Annotated in this window: 20 protein-coding genes, 1 pseudogene and 1 riboswitch; of the genes and pseudogenes, 15 read left to right on the top strand and 6 right to left on the bottom strand. The window is 69.5% G+C overall.

The window, feature by feature from the left end; all coding sequences use genetic code 11:
- Nucleotides 1-154: 154 nt before the first annotated feature.
- Nucleotides 155-1,015 (top strand): helix-turn-helix transcriptional regulator, encoded by an 861-nt coding sequence (locus AB0D14_RS17690; RefSeq protein ID WP_362780074.1) that lies wholly within the window; start codon nucleotides 155-157, stop codon nucleotides 1,013-1,015.
- Nucleotides 1,016-1,190: 175 nt separating this feature from the next.
- Here AB0D14_RS17690 and AB0D14_RS17685 read toward each other — a convergent pair whose 3' ends face one another.
- Nucleotides 1,191-1,337 carry a hypothetical protein gene (locus AB0D14_RS17685; protein WP_362779763.1) on the bottom strand — a complete coding sequence of 49 codons (147 nt, stop codon included), beginning with the start codon at nucleotides 1,335-1,337 and terminating at the stop codon, nucleotides 1,191-1,193.
- A 160-nt stretch (nucleotides 1,338-1,497) separates the two neighbouring features.
- On the opposite strand from AB0D14_RS17685, the gene AB0D14_RS17680 reads away from it, so the two are divergent.
- From AB0D14_RS17680 to rsrA, 4 genes are all read left to right on the top strand, one after another.
- Nucleotides 1,498-2,337, top strand: coding sequence for an SOS response-associated peptidase (locus tag AB0D14_RS17680; RefSeq protein ID WP_362779761.1), 840 nt, complete (start codon nucleotides 1,498-1,500; stop codon nucleotides 2,335-2,337).
- A 1-nt stretch (nucleotide 2,338) separates the two neighbouring features.
- Nucleotides 2,339-3,073, top strand: a complete 735-nt coding sequence (locus AB0D14_RS17675) for an alpha/beta family hydrolase (RefSeq protein ID WP_362779759.1) — start codon at nucleotides 2,339-2,341, stop codon at nucleotides 3,071-3,073.
- Nucleotides 3,074-3,351: 278 nt separating this feature from the next.
- Nucleotides 3,352-4,032: a sigma-70 family RNA polymerase sigma factor gene (locus AB0D14_RS17670; protein WP_362779757.1), complete on the top strand. Its 681-nt coding sequence runs from the start codon at nucleotides 3,352-3,354 to the stop codon at nucleotides 4,030-4,032.
- On the top strand, nucleotides 4,029-4,346 hold the full coding sequence (gene rsrA, locus AB0D14_RS17665; RefSeq protein WP_362779755.1) for a mycothiol system anti-sigma-R factor: 318 nt from the start codon (nucleotides 4,029-4,031) through the stop codon (nucleotides 4,344-4,346). Before AB0D14_RS17670 ends, rsrA begins: the two co-directional genes overlap by 4 nt.
- 122 nt (nucleotides 4,347-4,468) lie before the next feature.
- Here rsrA and AB0D14_RS17660 read toward each other — a convergent pair whose 3' ends face one another.
- Nucleotides 4,469-4,834 (bottom strand): hypothetical protein, encoded by a 366-nt coding sequence (locus tag AB0D14_RS17660; RefSeq protein ID WP_362779752.1) that lies wholly within the window; start codon nucleotides 4,832-4,834, stop codon nucleotides 4,469-4,471.
- A 160-nt stretch (nucleotides 4,835-4,994) separates the two neighbouring features.
- Here AB0D14_RS17660 and AB0D14_RS17655 point away from each other — a divergent pair, with 160 nt between their 5' ends.
- The 9 genes and pseudogenes from AB0D14_RS17655 to AB0D14_RS17615 all read left to right on the top strand — a co-directional run bounded on the left by AB0D14_RS17655 (nucleotide 4,995) and on the right by AB0D14_RS17615 (nucleotide 12,764).
- The gene (locus AB0D14_RS17655) at nucleotides 4,995-5,360 is read left to right on the top strand and encodes a hypothetical protein (RefSeq protein WP_362779749.1); all 366 of its coding nucleotides are present in this window, start codon (nucleotides 4,995-4,997) and stop codon (nucleotides 5,358-5,360) included.
- Nucleotides 5,357-6,301 carry a hypothetical protein gene (locus AB0D14_RS17650; protein ID WP_362779746.1) on the top strand — a complete coding sequence of 315 codons (945 nt, stop codon included), beginning with the start codon at nucleotides 5,357-5,359 and terminating at the stop codon, nucleotides 6,299-6,301. Before AB0D14_RS17655 ends, AB0D14_RS17650 begins: the two co-directional genes overlap by 4 nt.
- A gap of 323 nt (nucleotides 6,302-6,624) precedes the next feature.
- Nucleotides 6,625-6,858: a hypothetical protein gene (locus tag AB0D14_RS17645; protein ID WP_362779743.1), complete on the top strand. Its 234-nt coding sequence runs from the start codon at nucleotides 6,625-6,627 to the stop codon at nucleotides 6,856-6,858.
- A gap of 58 nt (nucleotides 6,859-6,916) precedes the next feature.
- Complete coding sequence (locus tag AB0D14_RS17640) at nucleotides 6,917-7,306, top strand: roadblock/LC7 domain-containing protein (RefSeq protein ID WP_362779741.1); 390 nt, start codon at nucleotides 6,917-6,919, stop codon at nucleotides 7,304-7,306.
- Nucleotides 7,307-7,567: 261 nt separating this feature from the next.
- Nucleotides 7,568-7,886, top strand: a pseudogene (locus AB0D14_RS17635) (metal-dependent phosphohydrolase); the annotation flags it as partial.
- Nucleotides 7,887-8,003: 117 nt separating this feature from the next.
- Nucleotides 8,004-9,011, top strand: coding sequence for a hypothetical protein (locus AB0D14_RS17630; RefSeq protein WP_362779738.1), 1,008 nt, complete (start codon nucleotides 8,004-8,006; stop codon nucleotides 9,009-9,011).
- Nucleotides 9,012-9,299: 288 nt separating this feature from the next.
- Nucleotides 9,300-9,950, top strand: coding sequence for a peptide deformylase (gene def / locus AB0D14_RS17625; RefSeq protein WP_362779736.1), 651 nt, complete (start codon nucleotides 9,300-9,302; stop codon nucleotides 9,948-9,950).
- Nucleotides 9,951-10,311: 361 nt separating this feature from the next.
- Nucleotides 10,312-11,397: an epi-isozizaene synthase gene (gene cyc1 / locus AB0D14_RS17620; RefSeq protein WP_362779734.1), complete on the top strand. Its 1,086-nt coding sequence runs from the start codon at nucleotides 10,312-10,314 to the stop codon at nucleotides 11,395-11,397.
- Entirely contained in the window at nucleotides 11,394-12,764 is a 1,371-nt protein-coding gene (locus AB0D14_RS17615; RefSeq protein WP_362779732.1) for a cytochrome P450, read from the top strand. The genes cyc1 and AB0D14_RS17615 overlap by 4 nt, the downstream gene beginning before the upstream one ends.
- 15 nt (nucleotides 12,765-12,779) lie before the next feature.
- Here the strand turns inward: AB0D14_RS17615 and AB0D14_RS17610 are convergent, their stop codons facing one another.
- Nucleotides 12,780-13,745 (bottom strand): helix-turn-helix domain-containing protein, encoded by a 966-nt coding sequence (locus tag AB0D14_RS17610; protein WP_362779729.1) that lies wholly within the window; start codon nucleotides 13,743-13,745, stop codon nucleotides 12,780-12,782.
- A gap of 94 nt (nucleotides 13,746-13,839) precedes the next feature.
- On the opposite strand from AB0D14_RS17610, the gene AB0D14_RS17605 reads away from it, so the two are divergent.
- A complete protein-coding gene (locus tag AB0D14_RS17605) occupies nucleotides 13,840-14,094 on the top strand; it encodes a hypothetical protein (protein ID WP_362779726.1) in 255 nt (84 codons plus the stop codon).
- Here AB0D14_RS17605 and AB0D14_RS17600 read toward each other — a convergent pair.
- From AB0D14_RS17600 to AB0D14_RS17590, 3 genes are all read right to left on the bottom strand, one after another.
- A complete protein-coding gene (locus tag AB0D14_RS17600; protein ID WP_362780071.1) occupies nucleotides 14,007-14,963 on the bottom strand; it encodes a ribonucleotide-diphosphate reductase subunit beta in 957 nt (318 codons plus the stop codon). The two genes, AB0D14_RS17605 and AB0D14_RS17600, sit on opposite strands and share 88 nt — an antisense overlap.
- Before the next feature lie 113 nt (nucleotides 14,964-15,076).
- The gene (locus tag AB0D14_RS17595; protein WP_362779724.1) at nucleotides 15,077-17,518 is read right to left on the bottom strand and encodes a ribonucleoside-diphosphate reductase subunit alpha; all 2,442 of its coding nucleotides are present in this window, start codon (nucleotides 17,516-17,518) and stop codon (nucleotides 15,077-15,079) included.
- Between the two features lie 137 nt (nucleotides 17,519-17,655).
- Nucleotides 17,656-17,826, bottom strand: a riboswitch (cobalamin riboswitch).
- 57 nt (nucleotides 17,827-17,883) lie between these two features.
- Nucleotides 17,884-18,390, bottom strand: coding sequence for a GNAT family N-acetyltransferase (locus AB0D14_RS17590; protein WP_362779721.1), 507 nt, complete (start codon nucleotides 18,388-18,390; stop codon nucleotides 17,884-17,886).
- Between the last annotated feature and the right edge of the window lie 104 nt (nucleotides 18,391-18,494).

Here is an 18,494-nt window from a genome sequence, read left to right as displayed (position 1 = left end):
CTTCCGGAGTCGGCTGGTATGGATCCCACTCTGGGGCCGACGCGGGGGATCACGGTCGTTCGGCTTTTCCTGGGACCGGCAGACCCACCCTCCCGAACCGTACCCGCGTCATACTGACGCCGTGACCGATGACTTCCCTGCCACGACCGTCGACGTGACGAAAGACCCCCGGCGTGAACTCGCCGAGTTCCTGCGGACCCGCCGGACTCGCGTCCGCCCGCAGGACGTTGGGCTGGAGCCCGGCCCGAGGCGACGCGTCGCCGGGCTGCGGCGGGAGGAACTGGCCCTGCTGGCAGGGGTGAGCGCGGACTACTACCAGCGCATGGAACAGGGACGGGACGTACACCCCTCAGAACAGGTCCTGGACGCCCTCGCACGCGCCCTCAACTTCACCGTCGAGGAGTCCCGGCACCTGCACGGCCTCGCCGCCGCGGCCCGTACACCCGCCCGCCGTCCGCGTGAACACGCGCCGGAGGAGGTGCCGTCCACCACGCTGCGGCTGCTGAGCACCATGCCCGCACCCGCACTGGTCGTCGGCCGTTTCCTGGACGTGCTGGCCTGGAGCCCGCTGGCCGGGGCGCTGTTGGGCGACTTCACCCGGCTCCCTCGGGAGGAACGGAACCTGCTGTCGCTGCTGCTGCACCCGGAGGCCGATCAGACCTGCCCGAACCGGGCGGCCACCGTCGCCGAGCTGACCGCGATGCTGCGCACACAGGTCGCCGCCGACCCGGGGCATCCGCGTGCCGTGGGGCTGATCGGTGAACTCGCGGTGCGCAGCGACGAGTTCGCCGCGCTGTGGGCCCGGCACGATGTGGAGGGCACGACGCGCGGCCAGATGCGCGTGAAGCACCCGCTGGTCGGGGAGCTGAAGCTGGACTGGGACGCGTACCCGCTGCCCGGTGGCCCCGGTCCGATGCTGATCGTCTACACCGCAGAGGAGGGCGGCCCCGACGCCGAGCGACTCCAACTGCTCGCCGGCCTGGTGACGGGCCCGGTGAACTCCGGCCGGGCGTAAGGTCCGAAGGCCCTGGTTTCCGGACGTAAGGCCGGAGGGCCCCGGTCCGCTGTAGGGCCGATGGGTTTAGGTCTGGTGTAGGGCCCGAGGCGGACCGGCCTGGTGCAGGGCCGGTGGGTTTCGAGAGCCTCCAGCCCGAGCGCCACGTGCCCGGTCAGGGATGTGACACGGGCTCTCAGGGTGTGAGGATGATTTTGCCGAGGTTGGTGCGGCCGGAGGACTCCGCCAGTTCCATGGCGGCGGCCGCCTCGCTCCGCGGGAAGCGGGCGGCGATCTTCGCCGTGAGCACACCGTCGCGCAGACCGAGGCAGAACGGGTCCATTTCCGGTCGTGGATAATTGCCCCAGCTGATGGCTCCCGGCCCCGGTCCGGCCCTGTGTTGACGGGGACTGGTGGGGATCGACGGGCGTCGGCGGGTGCCGGCGGGTGCTGACTGAGGCGGCGTGATCTGGCGTTTTAGCAGGTCGGAGGGGTGTTTCCAGATGTGCGGACGGTATGCGGCGAGTCGTGGGCCCGAGGATCTCGCAGGAATCTTCGAGATCGAGAAGTGGGAGCCGGAGGAGACTCTGGACCCCGATTTCAACGTGGCTCCGACCAAGGAGGTCTACGCGGTCCTGGACCGTCCTCTCAAGGACGCGGAAGCCGCCTCTACGGGTTCCTCCGCCACGGGCAAACCGGTTCGGCAGCTCCGCCGCCTCAAGTGGGGTCTGATCCCCTCCTGGTCGAAGACGCCCGAGGGCGGCGCCCGGATGATCAACGCCCGCGCCGAGACCGTCCACGAGAAGCCCTCCTACCGGCGGGCCTTCACCTCCCGGCGCTGTGTCATTCCCGCCGACGGCTATTACGAGTGGGTGACCGGCACGGGCGAGCGCGATCTGGAGGTCGAGGGCAAGAAGAAGCGGCCCCGCAAGCAGCCGTACTTCGTGCTCCCCGCCGACGGCTCCGTCTTCGCGATGGCCGGGCTCTACGAGTTCTGGCGGGACAAGACGCTGCCGGACGACCATCCGCGGGCCTGGTGGGTGACCTGCTCCGTCATCACCACGGAGGCGGAGATTTCTCCGCTCGCGGTCGCGCCGGAGGAGGGCCCGCGCTCCCTCGCCGACATCCACCCCCGCATGCCGCTCATGCTCACCCCGGACCGCTGGGACGCCTGGCTCGACCCCGCCCGCACGGACGTCGAGGACCTGCGTTCGCTGCTCGCGCCGCCGCCGGAGGGGCTGATGCGGGCGTATCCCGTCTCCACGGCGGTGAGCAACGTCCGCAACAACGGCCCGGAGCTGCTGAAGGAGCTGGAGGGGCCCGAGGAGGGCACACTCTTCTGACGTGACGCACGAGGTGAAGCATGTGACGAAGATCAACGGGACGGCCGGGACGGTCGAGTCGGTCGAGACCGACGCGGGCACGGCCCGTGTCACCTGGCACCGGGCGAAGAAGAAGGCGCGGTCGGCTCGGCTGGTACTGGCCGTCAGCCATGGCGCGGGTGGTGGGATCGAGGCGCGCGACCTGCGGGCCCTCGCCGCCGTACTGCCCGCGCACGGAGTGACCGTGGCCCTCGTCGAACAGCCCTGGCGGGTGGCGGGCAAGAAACTGGCGCCCGCGCCCAAGACGCTGGACGTGGGATGGCGGGGCCTGTGGCCGGCGCTCGCGAAGCCGGGGCTCCCCGTCATCGCCGGTGGCCGCAGCGCCGGAGCCCGGGTCGCCTGCCGCACGGCCACCGAGTTGGGCGCCCGAGCCGTCCTCGCGCTCAGCTTCCCGCTCCACCCGCCGGGCAGGCCGGAGAAGTCCCGCGCAGGCGAACTGCTCGGCGCGGGGGTACCCACGCTCGTCGTACAGGGCGGCAATGACCCGTTCGGACGCCCCGAGGAGTTCCCGCAGGAGTTTCGGCACGGGTTTCGGCAGGAACTGTCGCGACAGACCCCGCCGGGCTCGTACGAACTGGTCGAGGTGCCGTACGGCGATCATGGGTTCGCCGTCCCGAAGCGCGCCCCGGTCGACCAGGACCAAGCCCTGACGATTATCACCGACGGCGTCCTGAAGTGGGCCTCGTCACTCGGGTGACCCAGGGAATGTTGAGCCCCGGACCACTGTTGTGCGGATCAGACAGCACGGAACGCGTGGTGTGAGAAGTCGTACGAGAGGAAGTCCGCCGCATGGGTTCGACCTTCTGCCCGAGCCGTACCGGCAGCGCTGACCTGGAGTGGTCGGTGCTGCACGCGGCGAAGACCGCCCCTGTTCGGGTGGCGGGCGGACAGAATCGGCAAGCCGCCGTGACCGCTGGTCGTCTATTCTCCGATTCAGGTGGGGCCGGTTTCGGTCCTGCCCAGACTCTGGAGGAGGTGGGTCCGGTCACAGGGACCGACGCAGGGACCGAAAACGGCCAGGCGGAGCAGCCCGAGAACACGGGCAGCAGCGAGTCGGCAGCCGAGCGCAACGTGCGTTTCGAGCGGGACGCGCTGGAGTTCCTCGACCAGATGTACTCGGCCGCGCTGCGCATGACGCGGAACCCGGCCGACGCCGAGGACCTGGTGCAGGAGACGTACGCGAAGGCGTACGCGTCCTTCCACCAGTTCCGTGAGGGCACCAACCTCAAGGCGTGGCTGTACAGGATCCTCACCAACACCTTCATCAACTCGTACCGCAAGAAGCAGCGCGAGCCTCAGCGGTCCGCCGCCGAGGAGATCGAGGACTGGCAGCTGGCGCGTGCCGAGTCGCACATGTCGACCGGTCTGCGCTCCGCCGAGTCGCAGGCGCTCGACCACCTGCCCGACTCGGACGTCAAGTCGGCGCTGCAGGCGATCCCCGAGGAATTCCGCATCGCCGTCTATCTCGCGGACGTCGAGGGCTTTGCGTACAAGGAGATCGCGGACATCATGGGGACACCCATCGGTACGGTGATGTCCCGTCTCCACAGGGGCCGTCGTCAGTTGCGCGGCATGCTGGAGGACTACGCCAAGGACCGCGGCCTGGTCCCGGCGGGCGCCGGAGAGTCGGACGGAACGAAAGGCTCGGGCTCATGAGCTGCGGAGAGCCGCACGAGACGGACTGCAGTGAAGTACTCGATCATCTCTACGAGTTCCTCGACCACGAGATGCCCGATGCCGACTGCACCAAGTTCGAGGTGCACTTCGAGGAGTGCTCCCCGTGCCTTGAGAAGTACGGCCTGGAGCAGGCCGTGAAGAAGCTCGTCAAGCGGTGCTGCGGTCAGGACGACGTGCCGACCGACCTGCGCGCGAAGGTCATGGGGCGCATCGATCTGATCCGCTCGGGCCAGGCCGTGCCCGAACACGAGATCACGTCCACGGATGTCCGTGGCGCTGCCGCCGAGGGCTGAGCAGCCCCTCCCGGTACAGCTGAGAAGCCGCTACCGGAGCACCTGACAGCACCGGAGCATCCGACAGCACCGGAGCACCCGACGCCGGACCGGTTCAGCCGGTCCGGCTCCTGGGCGTGGCGTCAGATGTCCAGTGTGCTCTCGATCCTCTTCAGGCTGTGGCGGGCCAGCGCCAGGTTGCTGCGGCCCCGGTCGAGCGCGAGGTACAGGAAGAGCGTTCCGCCACTGGCGGTGAGCGGGCGTATCAGGTGGTACTGCTTGCCCAGCGTGATCAGGATGTCTTCGATGGTGTCGTCCATGGCCAGCGAGGAGAGCGTCCGCATCTTCGCGCGCACCACCTCGGTGTTGCCCGCCGACGCGAGTTCCAGGTCGAGCGTCGGCCCGCCGCCGAGTGTGCCGAGCGCCATGCCGCTCTCGTAGTCGACGAGGGAGACGCCGATGGCACCCTCCACGGACATGGCTTCCTTGAGCGCGGTCTCGATGTTCATGCTGCCCCAATTCTTCGGTGACGCCGCCTGGTTGTCGCTCCTACAACTACGATCAAACGCAAGCGAGTAGTGCGTCACAAAATACAAAATATGACGCCTGTTGAGTAAGTTGAAGCTCAAAGTAGTGTGCGACGTCAAGATGTGAAGGGGGAACGGGGAAATGACGACGGCTGTTGACGCCTCTCTGGCCCGGTTCCTGGACTCCCCCGGGATCACCGGCGTCGCCCTGGTCGACGCGGTCACCGGTCTCACCTACGGAGTGGCCGGTGACGCCGACGAGGCCGGAGACGGCGAGGAGTGCGCCGAACTCGCGGCCCTCATCGCCGAACGGCTGGGGCGGGCGGGCGCCGAGGGGGAGTTGGAGAGCGTGATCATGACCAGCACGCGGCGCCATCAGGTGCTGCTCGCCGTCGGCCGGCCGACCGGCGACCCACTGTTGCTGACGGCGGGCATGGACCGGGAGCGGGCCAACCTGGCGCTCGCCACGCGGAGTCTGGGCGACCGGGCCGCCGAGGTGCTCGCATGACGGCGGCCGAGGCGCGCAATCTGCCCGCGCTCCTGCAGAGCTTGTACGAAGACGGCCACAGCGGCACCGTGAGGGTCTCCGGTTCCCCAGGAGGAACGATTCACCTGAGGGGCGGACTGATCGGCGCGGTCGAGACGCCGGGCGCGCCGACCGCCACATCGGTGCTGCTCACGCCGGGCCGCATCGACGACGAGACCTGGCTGGCCGCCTGTGCGGCGGAGCGCGACACGGACCGGCTGGGCGGGCATCTGGTCGCCGCCGGCCTGATCGGCGCCGCCGAACTGGAGATCGTGTGCACCGCGGCCGTGTTCGACGCGGCCTTCGCCATGGCGATCAGCCCGCCCGGTGGCTGGACGCTGGGCGACCCGGAGCCCACCCTGCTCGCGGGCCCCGGTGTGGAGCCCCGGCGGCTGACCGAGGAGACCACGCGGCGCATCATGCGGCTCTCCGGTCCGTGGGGAGCGCCGGGTGAACTCGCCCGGGTGCGGCCCGCGCCGGTTCCGGATGCCGGGCTGCGCCGCGGTCTGTCGGAGCGGCACCGGTCCGTACTGAGCACCGTCAATGGGCGGCGTACCGCCCGGGACATGGCCTTCACGCTCGGACGCGGGCTGTACGCGATCATGCTGGACCTGACCCGGCTGGAGGCCCAGGAGCTCATCCGGTGGGAGGCGGGCGGGGCGTCCGAGGGCCGGCCGAGCACCGCGCCGCGGGTACTGCCCGGACGCGGCGCCCCGGACGCGCCGCCTACGAGGGCCGCATCGACCGCGTCGACCGCGTCGGGTGCGAAGGCCGCGCCGCTGCCGAGGCGTACGCCCGGCGGGGCCTCGCGGCCGGGGGACCCCCAGGCGCGGGAGAGCCCGCCGAGGCGGGGGCCCGCTGAGGGAAGCGACGCTTTTCCTGCGGGAACCACAGGAACTAACGGGGGGCACGGGGGCTTGTGAGTTCAAGCAGACGTCGGGCGGCGAAACGTCTTCGACGCGGCACGGGCGCCGATTCCCGGCGGACCGCGAAACGTCGGGCAGGGGGACCGGACACCACACCGGCACCCGGCGCCACACCGGAACCGTCCCACCGCCCGGGACCGGACGGCGGACCAGGGCCCGACGCCGGACTACGGCCGGACGGCGGGGCAGGGTTGGACGCCGCTCCTGGGTCGGACGGCGGACCAGGGCCAGACGTAGGACCAGGTCCGGACGGCGAGGCAGGGCTGGACGCCGGGTCGGGGGCGGACCGGGAAACGGACGGTCGGCGCTCGGCGTCCGCGGTGTCCGGGGCCTCGGCGGCCCGCAGGCCGCCGCCGCTGCCCGTGCGGGGCGCGCCCACGTCCTCCGAGGGGTCGCAGACCGGGGCCGACCGGGGCACCACGGGCGAATCCGGCGGGGCCCAGCCCTTCGCCCTGCCCATGCTGTCGCCCGAGCAACTGGCCGCCGATCAGCCCTCGATCGACATGCTGCGCCGAGTCCGCCGGGGCCTGGGAGCACTCCCGGGACCCGACTGACGCTGCTCCCTCCGCCCCACGACCACCCGCGCACGCAGCGCACGCAGCAAGGAGCGCCATGAGCGACACGTCGCCGCCCAACCCCCTCACCGAGATCCTGACCTCTCTGCGCGACCGGGTGATGGGGGTGTCCGAGAGTGTTCTGTCCACGGCGGACGGGCTTCTCGTCGTCGCCGACACGGACTCCTCCCACGCCGAGTCCGTCGCCGCGCTCGCCGCCGCCACTCTGGGTGTGAGTCGCCGGATGGCCGACCAGACCGGCGTCGGCGCGCTGCGCGAAGTGGTGGCGAGGTGCGGCTCCGGGCACGTCATCGTGCTGGCCGTCGGCGACCGGGCGCTGCTGACCGTGATGGGGGACGACGGCCTCGACCTCGCCGCGTTCCAGCGGGAGTCGCCCGCCACGGTGGAGCGACTGAGCCAGGCGCTCGCGGCCGACGTGGCGCACTGAGCGGTGCTCTGAGTGGCGCATCGAACCGTCAGCCGGTAATGCGTGCCGGGCGACCGCATCCCGGCCTTCCGAAAGCGGGCCCGCGCTCCCGTACGACCCCGTACGACCCCGTACATGCGACCCCGTACAAGCGTCCGGCCGCAACGGAGCGCATGCCCTCGTACGTGCGGGCGCATGCCCCCGCACGTACGCGCTGCTCACTCGAACGGGCGAATCTGATCCCGTCGGCCCGGTGAGCGAATCGGACCGTACGTCCCCGCGGCAGCCGCTCTGGCCCCCGACGACCAGCGGCGCATCGCCCTGCTGGGCGGCGCCGTGGTGTGCGGCCCGGGACTGGAAGCCGAGGTCGCCGTCGTGGTGGAACGGCAGGCGGCCCGGTACCGCGAACAGCCGGTCGGCGCCAGAATCGTGTGAGCTGTGAACGCGTACGAGGAGAAAGCCCGGGGAAGCGAGTCCGGGTGGGCCCTGAAGGGGCTGGAGGAACTGCGGCCGGGCACCGCGCGACCACCAGCCCGAGGTCGTCGAGTTGCTGGCCAGGGTGCTGGTGGGAGACGGTCTTACCTTGCCCCTGGTTGGGTAACCCATGGGTAATGAGCGCCCTTCGGACCGTCCGTGGTTGGATGCGAGGAAGAGGACATCAGGGGGCACAGTCCAGCCCGAGGCTGCACGCTCTTCAACGAACTGGCAGGCGGGAATCGTGAGGATCTTCGGCAAGGGACGGCACCGGCCCTCCGCCTCATGGCGGCAGGCCACCGACCGTGCCTTCACACTGATCGGCGACGGCCGGTACGAGGACGCGGGGGCGCTGCTGACGCGTGCGGCGGACCTGGAACCCTGGCTGTCCGAGTCCTGGTTCAACCTCGCGCTGCTGCACAAGTTCCGGCACGACTGGGAGCAGGCGCGGGCGGCCGGTCTGCGGGCCGTGGCGCTGCTCGACCGGGAGACCGGAGCCCCCGACTGGTGGAACGTGGGGATCGCGGCGACCGCCCTGCAGGACTGGCCGCTGGCACGGCGGGCCTGGCAGGCGTACGGCCTGCGGGTGCCCGGCGGTCCCTCCCGGCCCAAGGCCGGCCTGGGTCCCGCCGCGTCCGGGGAGCCGGTGGGCATGGATCTCGGCAGCGCGGCCGTACGGCTGTCGCCCGAGGGCGAGGCCGAGGTCGTGTGGGGGCGGCGGCTCGACCCCGCCCGTATCGAGGTCCTCTCCATCCCGCTGCCGTCCTCCGGACGGCGCTGGGGCGAGGTCGTGCTGCACGACGGCGTGCCTCACGGGGAGCGGACGACCGCCGCGGGGCACGCTTATCCCGTGTTCGACGAGATCGAGCTGTGGGCGCCCTCACCGGTGCCCACCTGGGTCGTGCTCCTGGAGGCGGAGACCGAGGACGACAGGGACGCCCTGGAGCGGCTCGCCGCCGACGCGGGTTTCGCCGCCGAGGACTGGTCGTCATCCGTACGGCTGCTCTGCCGGATGTGCTCCGAGTCGCGGATGCCGTCCGACGAGGGCGACGGCGAGCATCTCGACCCGCACGACCACAGTGAGCCCGGACATCCCGGGCCGCTCGGTCACCGTACGGACGGGCAGCTCTGGGTGCCCGAGCGCGAGTGCGGGCTCGCGGCCCCTGCCTCGCTGGTGCGGGGGCTGCTGGACGGGTGGGTTGCCGACAGTCCTGACTCCCGGGCCTGGCGGGATCTCGAAGAGGTCTGTTGAGGGCTGGGACCCCGCGCCCCTGAAGGAGCGCCCCCGCGGGAACATCCCTGGTGGAGTGCATCTGAAGGAGCGCCCCTGGGGGAACGCCCCTGCGGGAACGCCCCTGATGGAGTGTCCCTGAAGGAACGCCCCTGCAGGAGCGCCCTGTAGGAGCGTCCTGCGGTGCGGTTCCTCGACAGGCAGCTCGTCGGCGGGCGGTTCCAGACCGGGCGGCTTCCGCCGTAGCGCGCCCCGTACCCTGTATTCGCATCGCTACCCCCGTTTTTCCGAGGAAGGCATACGTCGGTCATGGCGCAGCAGGACACCGATCAGCAGCACGTGGGCGTGCTCCCCGTGGACGACGAGGGTTTCGTCATCGACACCGAGAACCCGGAGGAGCGCGAGGCGGCCTACCGTGAGCGCGGGACATCCCGGCCCATCACGGTCGTCGGGAATCCGGTGCTGCACAAGGAGTGCAGGGACGTCACGGAGTTCGGTGACGACCTCGCCCGGCTGGTCGACGACATGTTCGCCAGCCAGCACACCGCCGAGGGTGTGGGCCTGGCCGCCAACCAGGTCGGCGTCGACCTGAAGGTTTTCGTCTACGACTGTCCGGACGACGACGGCAAGCGGCACACGGGAGTGATCTGCAACCCCGTCCTCGTGGAACTGCCCGCCGAGCGGCGTCAGCTGGACGAGAGCAACGAGGGCTGCCTCTCGGTGCCGACCGCGTACGCGTCGCTGGCCCGCCCCGACTACGCCGAGGTCACCGGACAGGACGAGAAGGGCAACCCGGTCAAGGTGCGCGGCACCGGTTACTTCGCGCGCTGCCTCCAGCACGAGACGGACCACCTGTACGGGTACCTCTACATCGACCGGCTCTCCAAGCGTGAGCGTAAGGACGCGCTGCGGCAGATGGCCGAGAACGAACCGCGGTACCCCGTCGTCGCGAACGACTGACACAGCGTCCGACTGGGACGGTGTCCGACTCGGGCAGCGTCCGACCGGGACGGCGAACGAATGAGACAGAGAACGACAACCGGGACCCGAGTGTCCCGGACCCACGGCGCCTGGTCGGAACCCCTTCCGACCAGGCGCCGTTCGTCTGCGCGTCGCATGTTCGATCCTTTGTGCGCTTTTAATGGTCCATATTCAGTCACGCAGGGGGAGATTCTCGGCGTCATGGGCCAGTGAGTGAAGCAACTCCATTCCCAGAACGGTCAGTTGTGGTGCTGAATAGGAAGTGCGGGGATACGCAACGGCGCACGTCCAGCACAGCGGGAGGGCGTGTCGTCAACAGGCGGCTGAGAGGGGCTTGTTCGTGCCTGCTTTCTCACAGAGCACCACAACGACGTACACCTCGGCCCTCGTCCCACCGGCGCTCTCTCTCCCGGTGATCGAGACCGAGTTTCCCCGTCAACTCCATCCGTATTGGCCGAAGCTCCAGGGAAAGACCAGGGCCTGGCTCCTGGAAATGCGCCTCATGTCGGCAGCCACAGTTGAGGCATATGCCGACGGGCTTTGCTACACCGACCTCATGGCGGGCTACTACATCGGCGCGCCCGACGAGGTCCTCCAGGCGATAGCGGACTACAGCGCGTGGTTCTTCGTCTGGGACGACCGTCACGACCGTGACGTCATCCACGGCAGGCCGGCGGCCTGGCAGCGGCTCAAAATCCTGCTGCACGCGGCCCTCGACTCACCGAAGGAGCATCTGCACCACCCGGATCCGCTGGTCGCGGGGTTCGCGGACACCATGGTGCGGCTGTACTCGTTCCTGGGCGAGGGGTGGAACGCACGGTTCGCCGACCATTTCCACGCCGTCATCGAGGCATACGACCGGGAATTCCTCAACCGTACGTCGGGCGTTGTCCCGACCGTCGAGGAATACCTTGAACTGCGCCGGATGACTTTCGCGCACTGGATCTGGCTCGACCTGCTGGAGCCGAGCGCGGGGTACGAACTGCCGGCCACGGTGCGGGAGAACGCCGCGTACCGGCGGGCCGCTCTGCTGTGCCAGGATTTCGCCGCCTGGTACAACGATCTGTGTTCGCTCCCCAAGGAAATCGCGGGCGACGAGGTGCACAATCTCGGCATCAGTCTCATTCATCACGAGGGAATGCGACTAGAGGAGTCGGTCAACGAATTGAGGCGACGGGTCGAGGAATGCATCACCGAATTCCTCGACGCCGAAAAGGAGGTATTGAGGTACGTGGAAAGGATCGATGACGGGTCCACACGGGGCGCCGAATTGGCCGCTGCCGTGCGGACGTGTCTGTTCAATATGCGGAACTGGTTCAGTTCCGTGTACTGGTTCCACCACGAGTCGGGCCGGTACATGGTCGACAGCTGGGACGACCGCTCCACACCCCCGTACGTCAACAACGAAGCGGCAGGTGAGAAATGACCGTCGAGTCTGTGCGGTCCGCTGCACACCAAGTGGCAGAACCGATCATCCCGCCCCTCGCCGGGGGCGGCGTCCCCGGCCTCGGACACGGCCTGAAACTGGTCCGCGACCCGCTGGGCTTCCTCGGCCGGCTGCGCGACGAGGGCGACGTCGTCCGGCTGAAGCTGGGCCCCAAGACGGTGTACGCGGTCACCGCGCCGGCCCTCACCGGGGAGCTGGCGCTGAGCCCCGACTTCAAGATCGACGGACCTCTGTGGGAGTCCCTCGAAGGCCTGCTCGGCAAGGAGGGAGTGGCGACCGCCAACGGGCCGCGGCACCGGCGCCAGCGGCGGACGATCCAGCCCGCGTTCCGGTTGGACGTCATCCCCGAGTACGGGCCGATCATGGAGGAGGAGGCGCACGCCCTCGCGGATCGCTGGCGGCCGGGCGAGACGGTCGACTGCACCGCGGAGTCGTTCCGGGTCGCCGTCCGCATCGCCGCCCGCTGCCTGCTGCGCGGCGACTTCATGGACGAGCGGGCCGAGCGGCTGAGCATCGCGCTCGCCACCGTGTTCCGGGGCATGTACCGCCGTATGGTGATTCCGGCGGGACCGCTCTACCGGCTTCCGCTTCCGGCCAATCGTAAATTCGACCGAGCGTTGGCCGATTTACACTCCCTGGTCGACGAGATCGTGGCCGAACGCCGCGCATCCGGTCAGAATCCGGACGATTTGCTGACAGCATTGCTGGCAGCGAAGGACGAGAATGGCGAGCCCATCGGGGAACAGGAGATCCACGACCAGGTGGTCGCGATCCTCACCCCCGGCAGTGAAACCGTCGCTTCCACGATCATGTGGCTCCTGCAGGTCCTGGCTGAACATCCGGAACACGCGGACCGTGTACGCGAAGAGGTTGAATCCGTCGCGGGTGACCGACCTGTCGCATTCGCGGATGTGCGCAAGCTGTCCCACACGAACAATGTTGTCGTCGAAGCCATGCGGCTGCGTCCCGCCGTATGGATATTGACGCGCAGGGCGGTGACCGAAACCACACTCGGCGGGTATCGCATTCCGGCCGGGGCCGACATCGTCTACAGTCCGTACGCGATCCAGCGCGATGCGCGTTCCTACGACGGGAACCTGGAGTTCGACCCCGATCGCTGGCTTCCGGAACGCGCCAAGGACGTGCCGAAGTACGCGATGAGCCCGTTCAGTGTGGGCAACCGGAAGTGTCCGAGCGACCACTTCTCGATGGCCCAGCTCGGCCTTGTCACGGCGGCGGTGGCCTCGCGCTGGCGCCTCGAACAGGTGACCGAGTCGAACGACGCGACGCGGGTCGGGATCACGCTGCGGCCGCACCGGCTGCTGCTGAGGGCCGTGCCGCGGTGACCGCGCGGCGCACGTTCAGGCGGCCTGCGAACCCCTGAACGTGCGCCGATACGCGTGCGGGGTCGTCCCCAGCGCGCGAACGAACTGGTGGCGCAGCGCGGCCGCGGTCCCGAACCCCGTGCGGTCTGCGATGAAGTCCATCGTCCCGTCCGTGCCCTCCAGCAACTCCTGGGCCAGCAGAACCCGTTGACGCAGAACCCAGCGGTACGGGGTCGTCCCCGTCTCCTGCTGGAAACGGCGGGCGAAGGTGCGCGGGGACATGTGTGCGCGGGCGGCGAGCTGTTCGACGGTCACCTCCTCGCTGAGGTGACGCTCCATCCAGACGAGCACCTCGCCGACCGTGTCGCACTGGGAGCGCGGCAACGGCCGCTCGATGTACTGGGCCTGTCCGCCGTCGCGGTGCGGAGGCACGACCATGCGGCGCGCGATGCTGTTGGCGACCTCGGGGCCCTGTTCCTTGCGGACGATGTGCAGGCAGGCGTCGATGCCGGAGGCGGTACCCGCCGAGGTGATCACCGGGTCCTCGTCCACGTACAGCACGTCCGGTTCGACCTTCGCGAGCGGATGGCGTGTGGCCAGCGTTTCGGCGTGCCGCCAGTGGACCGCGCAGCGCCGGCCGTCGAGCAGCCCGGCCGCCCCCAGTACGAAGACCCCGGAGCAGACGCTGAGCACCTTGGCGCCGCGGTCGGCGCCCCGGACGAGGGCGTCGAGCAGTTCGGGCGGGTAGGTGCGCCCCATGTAGTCGCTCCCGGCGGGCACGACGATCAGGTCGGCCTCCTCCAGCCGGTCGAGGCCGTACGGGGTGGAGACGGTGAGCCCCGGGACATGCGTTTCGAGGTTCGGCCCCTCGGCCGAGGCGACCGCGAAGTCGTACACCGGCAGCCCCTCGTCACTGCGGTCGAGGCCGAACACCTCGCAGACCACGCCGAGTTCGAAGGGATGCGCGCCGTTCAGCAGGACGGCGGCCACGTTGGTCAGCATGCTGCCCAGTGTGCACCCGATCTGGCAGGAAATCGAGGGTCTACGGCAGTCCTGCCACTCACGGTAAGGAGTGTTCGGCGCGAGAGTGGTGTCCATGAACACAACACAGCTGGAAGGCCTGATCGGAATGCTCTTCGTCCTCGGAATCCTGGTCCTGCTCGTCCTCCCGTCGGTGATCGGCATCGTGCGCGACCGGCGCATCGACCGTCAGCTCAGGGAGGCCGAGCAGGGCCCCGTCCGGACCTCTCGGAACCCCCGGGGTCAGAAGTCCTCGTCGAGGTCGACCGTCCCCTCCACCGCCACCTGGTACGCCGAGGGCCGGCGCTCGAAGAAGTTGGTCAGCTCCTGAACCCCCTGGAGCTCCATGAACGAGAAGGGGTTCTCGGAGCCGTACACCGGGGCCAGGCCAAGGCGCTGCAGGCGCTGGTCGGCGACGCACTCCAGGTACTGCCGCATCGATTCGGTGTTCATACCGGGGAGGCCGTCGCCGCACAGGTCACGCCCGAACTGCAGCTCGGCTTCGACGGCCTCGCGCATCATGTCGGTGACCTGCTGCCGGAGCTCGTCGTCGAAGAGCTCCGGCTCCTCCTTGCGGACGGTGTCGACCACCTCGAACGCGAAGGCCATGTGCATGCTCTCGTCACGGAACACCCAGTTGGTGCCGGTCGCCAGACCGTGCAGCAGGCCCCGGCTGCGGAACCAGTAGACGTACGCGAAGGCCCCGTAGAAGAACAGTCCCTCGATGCACGCGGCGAAGCAGATGAGGTTGAGCAGGAAGCGGCGGCGGTCGGCCTTCGTCTCCAGCCGGTCCAGCTTCTCCACCGAGTCCATCCACTTGAAGCAGAACTCGGCCTTCTCACGGATGGACGGGATGCTCTCGACGGCGTCGAAGGCCCCCGCCCGGTCCGCCGGGTCGGGCAGATACGTGTCGAGCAGCGTCAGATAGAACTGGACGTGCACGGCCTCCTCGAAGAGCTGGCGGCTCAGATACAGCCGCGCCTCGGGGGAGTTGATGTGCTTGTACAGCGTCAGCACCAGGTTGTTCGACACGATCGAGTCGCCCGTCGCGAAGAACGCGACCAGCCGGCCGATCATGTGCTGCTCGCCCGCTGACAGCTTCGCGAGGTCGGTGACGTCCGAGTGGAGGTCGACCTCCTCGACGGTCCAGGTGTTCTTGATCGCGTCCCGGTATCGCTCGTAGAAGTCCGGGTAGCGCATGGGACGCAGGGTCAGCTCGAAGCCGGGGTCGAGAAGGTTCTTCTCGACCTTCTCGACCTTCTCGACCTTCTCGACCTTCTCGGTCTTCTCGTTCTTGTCGGGCGCGGTGGTCATTACTGGCAGGCCTCGCAGGACTCGGGGTTCTCAAGGGAGCAGGCGACGGCGTCATCGTCGGGAGTCGCCTGTACGGGAATGGGGGCGCCCGCGGCCGAGGAGGAACCCGCGGCCGAGGAGGAACCCGCGGCACGGGCGATGCGTGTCGCCGGGCGCGAGCGCAGGTAGTACGTCGTCTTCAGGCCCGACTTCCAGGCGTACGCGTACATCGAGGAGAGCTTGCCGATGGTCGGCGTCTCCAGGAAAAGGTTCAGCGACTGCGCCTGGTCCAGGAACGGGGTCCGGGCGGCGGCCATGTCGATCAGACCGCGCTGCGGGATCTCCCACGCCGTGCGGTACAGATCGCGTACGTCCTGCGGTACCCAGGTGAAGCCCTGCACCGAGCCGTTCGACTCGCGCAGCGCCTCCCGGGTCTGCGCGTCCCACACGCCGAGCTTCTTCAGCTCGGCCACCAGGTAGGCGTTGACCTGGAGGAACTCGCCGGACAGGGTCTCGCGCTTGAACAGGTTGGAGACCTGCGGCTCGATGCACTCGTACACGCCCGCGATGGACGCGATGGTGGCGGTGGGGGCGATGGCGAGCAGCAGCGAGTTGCGCAGGCCGACGGCGGCGATCCGCTCCCGCAGGGCCGCCCAGCGCTCCGGCCAGTTCAGCTCGACGTCGTAGTGGTCCGGGTGCAGCACACCCTGGGCCGTACGGGTCTTCTCCCAGGCGGGCAGCGGGCCGCTGCGCTCGGCGAGGCCGGCGGACGCCTCGTACGCGGCGAGCATGATGCGCTCGGCGATCCGGGTCGAGAGGGCGCGCGCCTGCGGGGAGTCGAACGGCAGCCGCAGCTTGAAGAAGACGTCCTGCAGACCCATCGCGCCCAGGCCCACCGGACGCCACCTGGTGTTGGAGCGGCCCGCCTGCTCGGTCGGGTAGAAGTTGATGTCGACGACCCGGTCGAGGAAGGTGACGGCGGTACGGACGGTCGCGTCCAGCCGCTCCCAGTCGATGTCCTGCGCGTCCGCGTCCACGAAGGCGCCCAGGTTGACCGACCCGAGGTTGCAGACCGCGGTCTCGCCGTCGTCCGTGACCTCCAGGATCTCTGTGCAGAGGTTCGAGGAGTGGACCGTGTGGCCGGGCAGCGCCGTCTGGTTGGCCGTGCGGTTGGCGGCGTCCTTGAAGGTCATCCAGCCGTTGCCGGTCTGCGCGAGGGTACGCATCATGCGGCCGTACAGGTCACGGGCCGGGATGGTCTTCTTCGCGAGCCCCTGCTCCTCCGCCTTGCGGTACGCGGCGTCGAACTCCTCGCCCCACAGGTCGACCAGGTCGGGCACGTCCGAGGGTGAGAACAGCGACCAGTCGCGGTTCTCGTTCACCCGGCGCATGAACTCGTCCGGGATCCAGTGCGCGAGGTTCAGGTTGTGCGTACGCCGGGCGTCCTCACCGGTGTTGTCGCGCAGCTCCAGGAACTCCTCGATGTCGGAGTGCCAGGTCTCCAGGTAGACCGCGGCCGCGCCCTTGCGCCGGCCGCCCTGGTTCACCGCGGCCACCGAGGCGTCGAGGGTCTTCAGGAACGGGACGATGCCGTTCGAGTGCCCGTTCGTGCCGCGGATCAGCGAACCGCGCGAGCGGATCCGGGAGTACGAGAGGCCGATACCGCCCGCGTGTTTCGAGAGGCGGGCCACCTGGTGGTAGCGGTCGTAGATGGAGTCCAGCTCGTCCAGCGGGGAGTCGAGGAGGTAGCAGGACGACATCTGGGGGTGGCGCGTACCGGAGTTGAAGAGTGTGGGGGAGGAGGGCAGGTAGTCGAGGCGGCTCATCAGCCGGTACAGGGAGGCCACTTCGTCGACCGCGCCGGTCGTGTCGTTCTCGGCGAGGCCGCTCGCCACTCGCAGCATGAAGTGCTGGGGTGTCTCGATGACGGACCGTGTGATCGGGTGCCGCAGCAGGTACCGGCTGTGCAGGGTGCGCAGGCCGAAGTAACCGAAGCGGTCGTCGGCGCCCTCGGCGGAAGAGGCGTCGATCAGCGCGTCGAGACGGGCCGCGTGAAGGCCTACGAACTCGGCCGTGCGGTCGGCGATCAGGCCCTCGCGGTGGCCGACGGCGACCGACTCGGAGAAGGAGCGCACGCCCTGCGAGGCGGCCTCTTCGGCGATGCCGACGGTCAGCAGGCGGGCGGCCAGCTTCGAGTACACGGGGTCCTCGGAGATGAGACCCGCGGCCGCCTCCGTGGCGAGCTCGCGCAGCTCCGCGGTGATCCCGTCGGCCCCGACGGCGGACCGGCCGCGCAGCGCGGCGGCGGCGACCCGGCCGGGCTCGGTGCCGGGGAGATCGGCGGTGAAGTCGGTCAGGATCCGCAGCAACGCGGTTCCCGGTCCGTCGGCCTCGGCCCTGTCCTGCTGGTCCCGGGTCGCTGTCGCTGTCGCGGAGACCGGATCGGCTGGCGCGATGGTCACGTGGGGCTCTCCCTCGCTCGGCACGGGGCCTGCGGGGAGAGGGGGTCGGGGCACACGGGGGCACATGCTCTGCGCAGCGCTGCTCCGCGTCCACCGGCCCACTCCACGAGGCCCGGACGTCATGCACCCGGGCCGGACGGCCTGGGTGCGCTGTCAGCAGGTCCTCGGACTGACTCCCGTACGACGGTATGGGGGCATGCGGGCATGCAGACATACGCGTACAAGTACACCGTTGCGGGACAGTTCCGGATTCGCACCGGATTCCCCTGCGACGACAGCGAGCATGAGCATACATCTTGTGTCGGGCTCCGGAAGCACCCCCACATGTTGTGTCGTGTCGGCCCTGGACGGTGTAGCGGAGCGTGTCAGAGCGTCAACTCGTAGGTGAGGAGCCTGATGTCGTCCAGGTGCGGGACGGGGCTCCAGTCCCGGGCCGGGGTGCGGGTGAAGCCGAGGTGCTCGTAGATGCGGTGGGCGCTGTGCATGGTGCGCTGGGTGGACAGCGTGATGCCCGTGCAGCCGGCCGTGGCCCGGGCGCGGTCGACGCAGGCGCGTACGAGGGAGGTGCCCACGCCACGGCCGCGGGTCTCCTTGGCGACCGCCAGCATCCGTATCTCGGCCTCGCCGTCGCGCGCGATGTCGGCCATGGGCCCGCCGGACGGCACGAAGGTCACACCGCCGAGAACTCGGTCGCCCGCCACGGCCACCAGCACCTCGGCTGCGGCGGCCCGCTTCGCCGCATCCCGCAACTCATCCAGGTACTCGTCACTCTCCCCGAAGTCGAGCAGCCCGTCCCCGAGGTAGGCCTGTGCGGTGATCTCGCCCAGCGCCGCGTACTCCCCGGGCTTCGCCCGTCTGATCACGATGTCCATGCGGGGCATTCTCGCCCCCGCCGCCCCTTCCCGTCCCGTACCTGGGGGCTGCGCCCCCAGACCCCCGCAATCGCGCTGAACGCGCTCGTCCTCAAACGCCGGAC

The organism is Streptomyces sp. NPDC048484, assembly GCF_040651415.1.
Lineage (GTDB): Bacteria > Actinomycetota > Actinomycetes > Streptomycetales > Streptomycetaceae > Streptomyces.
The sequence above is the reverse complement of the archived record's forward strand: the minus strand, read 5'-3'. Positions and strand labels throughout refer to the sequence as shown.